The following is a 9,502-nucleotide window of genomic DNA, read 5'->3' as shown; positions in this document are numbered from 1 at the left end:
AGAATTGCCCGTGCTGGAGCTGCCGACGGACGCAGCACGTCCTGCGATAAGACAGTCCGATGGAGCCGCGTTTGACTTTGAGCTCGATTCGCATCAGAGGGATGCGCTGCACGAGCTTGCTGGTCAGCATGGATCTACGCTGTATATGGTGCTGTTAGCGGCGTATACGATTTTGCTGCATAAATACTCCGGGCAAGAAGACATTATCGTCGGTACGCCGATTGCAAGCAGAACGCATCCGGACGTAGAGCCGCTAATTGGAATGTTCGTCAATACCCTTGCGATCCGCACATATCCGCACGGCAGCATGCCGTTTTTAAGCTATTTGCAGGAAATGAAGGAAACGGCGCTCGGAGCGTACGAGCATCAGGACTACTTGTTTGAACAATTGGTAGAAAACGTGCAGGTTAATCGTGATTTAAGCCGCAATCCAGTGTTTGATGCCATGTTTGTCCTGCAAAATACAGAAAACACAGGCATTCGTATAGAAGGGCTTGAATTAAAGCCATATCAGAGCGAATACGCGATAGCTAAATTCGACCTAGTTCTGGATGTTCGGGAAGAAAGCGACGGACTATCATGCAGCCTACAGTACGCAACAGCTTTATTCAATAGGGAAACGGCGCAGCGGATGGCGAAGCATTTTGCTCATTTGGTAGACAGCATTATTGAAGCACCTGAGGCAGAGATTTCTGATCTGAGCATGCTGAGCAGCATAGAGCTTTCACAGATTTTGCACGCTTTCAACGATACAACAGCGGAGTATCAGCGGGAGAAGACGATTCAGCAGCTGTTTGAGGAGCAGGCGCAGCAAAATCCGAACGCTGTAGCCGTTCGGTTTGAGCAGGAGCAGCTGACGTATCGGGCGTTGAACGAACGAGCCAATCGCTTGGCCCGAACACTGAGGGCTGCAGGTGTGAAGCCTGATCAATTGGTGGGCATTATGGCCGAGCGCTCGCTGGATATGGTCGTTGGCTTGATGGCGATTTTAAAAGCAGGGGGCGCATATGTGCCGATTGATCCGGACTATCCGCAGGAACGAATCAGCTACATGCTGGAAGACTCTGGGACGCAGGTGCTGTTGGTTCAGGAGCAGAGGCAGCAGCAAGCTGTGTTTGAAGGCACGGTCATTTTGCTGGATCACGAGCAGTCTTATCATGAAGATAGGGCCAATCTGGAATCCGTCAATGCGCCGAGCGATGCGGCCTACGTCATCTACACATCGGGGACGACAGGCAAGCCGAAAGGAACCTTGATCGAGCATAAAAATGTTGTGCGGCTGCTGTTCAACAGCAAAAACTTGTTTGATTTCGGCCCGTCGGATACGTGGACGCTGTTCCACTCGTTCTGCTTTGACTTCTCGGTATGGGAGATGTATGGGGCTTTGCTGTACGGAGGAAAATTGGTCATCGTGCCGTCGCTGGCGGCAAAAAATCCGGCGCAGTTTCTGCGATTGCTGGCTGAGCAGCAAGTGACGATTTTGAACCAGACACCAACCTATTTCTACCAATTGCTGCGTGAAGCGCTGGCAGAGGAAGCGCCGATGCTGAGCGTGCGCAAGGTCATTTTTGGCGGTGAGGCACTAAGCCCGCAACTGTTAAAAAACTGGAGGGCGAAATATCCAGCGACGCAGCTGATCAATATGTACGGCATTACGGAAACGACGGTACATGTCACGTACAAAGAGATTACCGAGGTAGAGATTGAGCAGGCGAAAAGCAATATCGGCCGTCCGATTCCTACGCTAAAAGTATACGTGCTGGATGCAAAGCGCAATTGCGTGCCTGTCGGTGTGATTGGGGAAATGTATGTAGCTGGCGAAGGGCTGGCGCGTCTGTACTTGAACCGTCCTGATTTGACAAGTGAGAAGTTTGTGGACAATCCTTTTGATGCTGGCGCAAAAATGTACCGTTCCGGGGATTTGGCCAGATGGCAGCCAGATGGCAGCATCGAGTATTTGGGCCGAATCGATCATCAAGTGAAAATTCGCGGGTACCGCATTGAGCTTGGCGAAATCGAAACGCAGCTGACCAAGGTGGAAGCAGTGCAGGAGGCAATCGTTCTCGCCCGCGAGGATGGAGGCGGAGAGAAGCATCTTTGCGCGTATTTTGTAGCGGATCAGCCGTTTGCGGTAAACGAGATAAGAAGCCTGCTATCGCAAGAGCTGCCGGGCTACATGATTCCGTCGTACTTTGTGCAGATGGATCGGATGCCGCTGACATCGAACGGAAAAATCGACCGCAAAGCGCTGCCAGCGCCTGAAGGCAGTTTGCAAACAGGAGAGGAGCATGTCGCGCCGCGCACGTCGCAGGAAGCGCAGCTTGCGGAAATTTGGCGGGAAGTGCTCAGGCTGGAGCGGGTTGGTGTAAAGGACAATTTCTTCGAGCTTGGCGGCCACTCTTTAAGGGCAGCAACGCTGGTAAGCATGGTGCGTAAAGCGATGAATGTGGACCTCCCGCTGCGGGATGTGTTCCACTTCGCTACCATTGAACAGATGGCGTATGCGATTGGTAAGCTGGAACAAGCTTCTTACAGCTTCATTCCTTCAATTATTGAAGAAAACGAATTTTATCCGCTGTCCTCAGCGCAAAAACGCCTGTACGTGCTACAGCAGCTGGAGGGAGCGGAGCTTAGTTACAACATGCCAGTCGCTCTGCGTCTGTCAGGACCGCTGGATCGTCAGCGGCTGGAAAGGGCGCTGCAAGCGCTGGTGGCCCGCCACGAATCGCTGCGGACAGAGTTTGCAGTAGTTGACGGGGAGCCGATGCAGCGTATTGTGGCGTCTGCCGTGTTCTCGGTAACTTACGAGGAGGCGACGGAGGAGGAAGCACAGGAGCGCGTTCGCACCTTCCTTCGTCCGTTCGACCTCAGCGAAGCGCCGCTGCTGCGGACGACGGTGGTGCGCGTAGGCGAAGCGAATCATTTGCTGTTGTTCGATATGCATCATATTATTTCCGACGGCACGTCGATGAGTATATTTGTGCAGGAGTTTACGAAGCTGTATGGAGGAGAAGAACTGGAGCCACTGCGTTTGCAGTATAAAGATTATGCGGTCTGGCAGCAAAGCTGCCGGGAAAGCGCGTCTTATCAGGAGATGGAGCGCTACTGGCTGGAGCAGTTCGCCGGGGAGCTGCCGGTGCTGAGCCTGCCGCTCGATTATCCGCTTCCGGCGGTGCGGAGCTTCGAGGGAGCACGCGTAGAATTCGAGCTGGACAGCGAGCTGTCAGCAGCGCTGCGGGAGCTGGCCCGTACGAGCGGGGCGACGGTGTATATGGTGCTGCTGGCGGCGTACAGCGTGTTGCTTGGCCGGTTAAGCGGTCAGGAGGAGCTGATCGTTGGCACGCCGATTGCGGGACGTTCGCATGCTGACTTGCAGGGCATGCTGGGGATGTTCGTGAACACGCTGGCGCTGCGGCTGAGCCCGTCGGGTGAAAAACCGTTCTCTGCCTACTTGCAGGAAGTGAAGCAGACGGCGCTAAGCGCCTTCGAACACGGGGACTATCCGTTCGAGGAACTGGTGGAGCAGGTAGTCAGGCAGCGGGATTTGAGCCGCAATCCGCTTTTTGATGCGATGCTGGTGTTGCAAAACACGGAGCAGTCGGAGCTGGAGCTGGCGGATCTGCAATGGACGCCGTACCCAGTAGAAAGTGGAGCGGCGAAATTCGATTTGACGCTGTCGGTAAGTGAAGAGGAGCAGGGCATGCGTTGCACGCTGGAATACGCGGTGAAGCTGTTCGAGCGGGCCACGATTGAGCGCTGGGTGGGTCATTTTACGGAGCTGCTGCGTCAAGTGACCCGCGATTCGCATACAACGCTGGGAAGCATGGACTTGCTGACGGCAGGGCAGCGGGAGCAGTTGCTGGTGGACTTTAACGATACAGGGGCAGAAGTGCTGCTAGAGCAGCGGGCGACGCTGCATGCGCTGTTTGAGGAGCAAGCGGCGAAGACGCCGGAACGTGTCGCCGTCGTTTGCGGGGAGGAGGCCTTGACCTACCAAGAGCTGAACGAACGCAGCAGCAGTGTGGCGTTTAATTTGCAGAAGCGCGGCGTGGCGCCAGCAGATGTTGTTGCCATCATGCCTACGCGTTCCGTGGAACTGATCGTTGGCATCCTAGGCATTTTGAAAACGGGCGCTGCTTATGTGCCGATTGATCCCGACTATCCGACAGAACGGATTCATTTCATGCTGGAGGACAGCAGGGCTCGTTTTTGCCTGACGCATCAAGCACATGTTCATCAAGTTAAACAATCAGCAGTGGAGGTTCTTCTGCTAGACGGGTTAGAAAAACTAGAGGAGCATTCCGAACAGCCTTTACCTGCAATCCTTCCGACAGATGTAGCTTACATCATTTATACGTCCGGTTCGACCGGCAGGCCGAAAGGCGTTATGATCGAACACCGCTCTGTCGTTCATTTGTGCAGATGGCATCAGGCCTATTTTGATATGAGTGCAACAGATCGGACAACCCAATATGCAGGTATTGGTTTTGATGCAGCGGTGTGGGAAATATTCCCTTCCCTTACGATAGGAGCCGCCGTGCATATCGTACCGGAAGATTTGCGTCTGGACCCTGTCGCCTTAAATGCCTATTTTGAGGAAAAAAACATAACGGTCAGCTTCTTGCCGACACAGGTGTGCGAACAGTTTATAACGCTGGAAAATCGTTCTCTGCGCGTTTTGTTGACGGGCGGGGATCGTTTGAAGAAAATCAGTCATACTAGGTATGCTTTATACAACAACTATGGACCTACAGAAGGTACAGTGCTTGCTACATCGGCCCGAGTGGATGCATCCCTTGCTGTCATACCGATCGGGAAGCCTATTTCTAACACCCGAGTGTATGTACTTACCCAGGAGAACGGCTTGCAGCCTGTTGGTGCTGTTGGTGAACTGTGCATAAGCGGAGTCGGTCTAGCCCGAGGGTATTGGGATAGAGCGGATCTGAATTTGGAAAAATTTGTGACGAACCCGTTTGAGCCAGGGGAGCGAATGTACCGTACGGGGGACTTGGTTCGCTGGCAGGCGGATGGTTCCTTGACGTATGTGGGACGAAGGGATGAACAGGTGAAAATTCGCGGTTACCGCATCGAGCTCAGTGAGATTGAGGCGGTGCTGCTGCGGGGGACAGGGGTTCGCGAGGTCATCGTGCAGGCGCTGTCGGATGCGGGGGGCAGCCATCAGCTGTGCGCCTACGTCGTAGGCAGCGAGCTGGAGATTCCGAGGCTGCGCAGCTTGCTGTCGGCTTCCTTGCCCGCCTATATGGTGCCGGCCTCCTTTGTACAGCTGGAGAGCCTGCCGCTCACGGCCAACGGCAAAGTGGACCGTCAGGCGCTGCCGATGCCGGAGGCTCAGGCCTCGCACCTCCCGTATGCTCCGCCTCGCACAGCGATGGAGCACGCGCTGGTGACGGTATGGCAGCAGGTGCTCGGCGTGCCGGAGGTGAGCATCCATGACCATTTCTTTAATCTGGGCGGCGACTCGATCAAAGCGATTCAAGTCGCTTCCCGGCTGCTGCAGGTCGGGTACAAGCTGGAAATGAAGACGTTATTCCGCTATCCGGTGGTGGCGCAGCTAGGCACCCATCTGACGGCGGTTACCCGCACGGCGGAACAAGGAGAAGTACACGGGGCGGTGCCGCTGACGCCGATTCAGCACTGGCTGGTGGAACGCGATCCCGTCGACCTGCATCATTTCAATCAGGCGGTCATGCTGTATCGGGAAGAGCGATTTGACCGCGTGGCGCTAAGCGTGGCGATGCAGCACCTCGCCACCCATCATGACGCGCTGCGGATGACGCTGACGCAGGCCGAGGACGGCAGCTATGTCGCTTGGAACCGGAAGGTGGCGGACGGTGAGCTTTACAGGTTGGACGTTTTCGATTTCCGGGGTGAGCCCGGATGGAGCGAAAAGGTCGAAGCCGTTGCCGCTGAGCTGCAAGGCAGCATTTCGCTAGCGACCGGCCCGCTCATGCGGCTGGGCTTGTTCCAAGGTGGGGATGGGGATCATTTGCTCCTCGTCATTCATCACTGGGTCGTGGACGGGATATCTTGGCGAATTCTGTTTGAAGATTTTTCCACTGCGTACGAGCAAGCAGTACAAGGGGAAGACATCCGGTTGCCACAGAAAACGGACGCATTCCAGACATGGGCGCAGCAATGGAGCGCTTATGCAGGAAGTCCGGCAATGGAGGCGCAGCGTGCGTATTGGAAACGGATCGTAGAGATGGCGGTTCCGCCGCTGCCCAAGGATTACGACGCAGTCGACTCAGAAGCCTCCACGCTAGCCGCTAGCCAAACGCTGGCCGTGGAGTGGTCGCAAGTCCAGACGCAGCAACTGCTGAAAGAAGCGCACCGAGCTTACGGAACGGAGATCAATGATTTGCTGCTCACTGCCCTGGCGATGGCGGTTCAGGCGTGGAGCGGTATGGGGCGTGTGGGGATCATGCTGGAAGGACACGGCAGGGAAACGATCCTCCCGGATTTGGATGTCAGCCGGACGGTCGGCTGGTTCACGAGCGCGTACCCGGTGGTGCTGGAGATGAAGCCAGAGATGACCTTGTCGCAGCAAATCAAGCGAGTGAAGGAAACGCTGCGAGCGATTCCGGACAAAGGAGTCGGCTACGGCCTCCTGCGGTATGTGTCCAAGCAGGTGGAAGGAGAAGACTGGTCGTGTGACCCCGATATTTCCTTCAATTACTTGGGACAGTTTGATCAGGATTTGGAGCGCAGCGCGCTTGAGCTATCCCCGCTCTCCTCGGGAGAGGCGATCAGCAGTAGAAGGCAACGAGCCGCGCTGCTGGAATGCAACGGGATGATCGCGGAGGGAACGTTGCGCCTGACCGTTAGCTACAGCGCCGCGCAGTACCGTCCAGCGACGGTGGAGCAATTCGCGCAGCGGTTAAAGCAGAGCTTGGAGGCGGTGATCGCGCATTGTATGGCGCAGGAGCGGACGGAACTGACGCCAAGCGATGTGGGGCTGCCTGATCTGACGCAGGATGAGCTGGATGCGTTGGTGCAGCGAAGCGCAGCCATCGGAGAGCTGGAGGAGGTGTACGCGCTGACGCCGATGCAGCAGGGCATGTTGTTCCACAGCCGCCTGGACCCGCAAGCGGGGGCTTATGTGAACCAGATGCAGCTAACGCTGCAAGGGGAATTGGATGTGGCAGCGTTTGAACGAAGCTGGCAAACGATCGTTCAGCGGCATGCGGTGCTGCGGACGAGCATCGACAGCGGGTGGAGAAACGAGCCGCTGCAAGTCGTGTACCGCCACCGACCGTTCCAGCTCGCGTATGCCGATCTGTCGCTGAAACCCGTCACCGAGCAGGTAGCTGACGTGGCGCAGTGGCGGACGGCGGACCGGAGGCAGGGCTTTGATGTGGAAGCGGAGAGCCTGATGCGAGTGGCGTTGTTCCGCACAGGGGAGCATACGCACGAGCTGGTCTGGAGCTTCCATCATATTGTGATGGACGGCTGGTGCTTGCCGCTGGTGATGGAGGAAGTGCTGCGCACTTACAGTGCCTACAGCGCCAACAGCATCTCGGGTAACGAAGAGGCGCGGCAGGAGCAGGAGCAGCCAAAAGGGCAGGCGTATAGCGCCTATATCCGCTGGCTGTCGGAGCAGGACGAGGCGTCGGCGCTGCGCTACTGGAAGGAACGACTGTCGGGCTGTGAAGCACAGGCGGTGTTCCCGAAACGCCAGCGCCAGACGTCAGGCTATGAAGCGAGGCGTGTGAGCGGAATCGTGCCACGGGAGCAAAGCGAGCGAATCGCGGCGGCGGCCAAAGCGCATGGCGTAACGATGAACACGCTGCTGCAAACGGCATGGGGATTGCTATTGCACCGCTACAGCGGTAGCCGGGATGTGGTGTTTGGCGGGGTGGTGTCGGGCCGACCTGCCGACCTTCCAGGCGTGGAAAGCATGATCGGACTGTTCATCAACACGCTGCCCGTCCGGGTCGCGTGCGAGGGTCAGGATACGGCGGCGGATGTGCTGCGGCGGATGCAGGCGGACGCGCTGGCTGCGCAAGCCTATGGCTACTATCCGCTGCATGAGATCCAGGCGCATTGCACCGGAACGAGAGAGCTGTTTGACCATATTTTAGTGTTCGAGAATTATCCGATGCCGACGAGCTCGGAAGCCTCCCTGGATGCGAGCGGTCTGGCGATTACCAGCGTGCAGGCAGACGAACAAACGAATTATGACCTGAATGTGATGATTCAGCCTGGAGAAGAACTGGTCGTACATTTCGACTATAACGGACAGGTATACGAACAGGAGGCTATGGAGCGGGTGCAGGGTCACTGGCTGCAACTGGTGGAACAGATCGTGAGCCAGCCGAACGTGCCGGTCACGCAGTTGGAGCTGCTGACGGCAGAGCAGCGGGAGCAGCTGCTGGTGCACTTTAACGCTACGGAGCTGGAGCTCCCTGAGAACGCGACGGTGCATGGGCTATTCGAGCAGCAGGCTGCCCGAACGCCGGGGCATCCGGCGCTGGTGAGTGGACTGGCCGTGTGGACGTACGGCGAGCTGGACGGGCAAGCCAACCGCATCGCGGGCTGGCTGCGCGCGCAGGGCGTGAGCAGTGAAGACCGCGTCGGTGTGCTGCTGTCCCGTTCGCCTTGGCTGATCGCCGGTCTGCTGGGGATTATGAAAGCTGGTGCGGCCTATGTGCCACTGGATCCGGCGCTGCCAACCGGACGCATCGAAGGGATGGTCCGGGATGCCGGAATCCGCATTCTCTTAAGCGAAGAAGCACAGCGGGAAACGGTGGCGGGCTGGGTAGAAACCCCGCTGCGTCAGGTGCTGTGTCTGGAGGAGCAGGGCTCAGATGGACAGCAGAAGGAACATGCCTCAGATAGACAGCAGAAGGAACATGCCTCAGATAGACAGCAGAAGGGGCAAGCCTCAGATAGACAGCAGAAGGAGCAAACCTCAGATAGTTTACAGCAGGAGGAGCAAGCTTCACAGGTGAGGTTTGCCTCCGTGGAGGAGCTGAAAGCTTACTCCACGGCATCAACGGAGGTGGAGACTCGCGCTGAGGGCAGCGCGTATGTGATCTACACCTCGGGGACAACCGGCACGCCGAAAGGCGTGGTGGTGGAGCATCGGAACGTCGTCAACTTTATGACGGGGATGGTGGAAGCACTGCCCTTTGCGCCATCTGCGACCATGCTCAGTGTGACGACGGTGTCCTTTGACATCTTCGTGACCGAGAGCTGGGTACCGCTGAGCTGCGGCATGCAGGTTCTGCTGGCGAGCGAGGCGGAGCAGCAGGACCCTGCACAGCTGGCTGCGCTGCTCACGAAGCATCCAGCCCAGGTGATGCAGACGACGCCTTCCCGGCTGGTGATGCTGCTGGAGGATGCGCGCAGTGCCGCAGCGCTGCGTCCGATGCAGGCGCTGCTGATTGGGGGGGAGCCATTCCCTGTCACGCTGGAAAGACAATTGCGCGTTCAAACGGAGGCGGAGCTGTACAATATGTACGGCCCGACGGAAACGACG

At 57.2% G+C, this 9,502-nt stretch carries 1 protein-coding gene; it reads left to right on the top strand.

Features of this window, described 5'->3' with window-relative positions; all coding sequences use genetic code 11:
• The coding region (locus AC6B99_RS33090) for an amino acid adenylation domain-containing protein (RefSeq protein ID WP_496665151.1) at positions 1-9,502 on the top strand (9,502 nt) is incomplete at both ends.

It is taken from the genome of Paenibacillus liaoningensis (genome assembly GCF_059609455.1).
The sequence above is the reverse complement of the archived record's forward strand: the minus strand, read 5'-3'. Positions and strand labels throughout refer to the sequence as shown.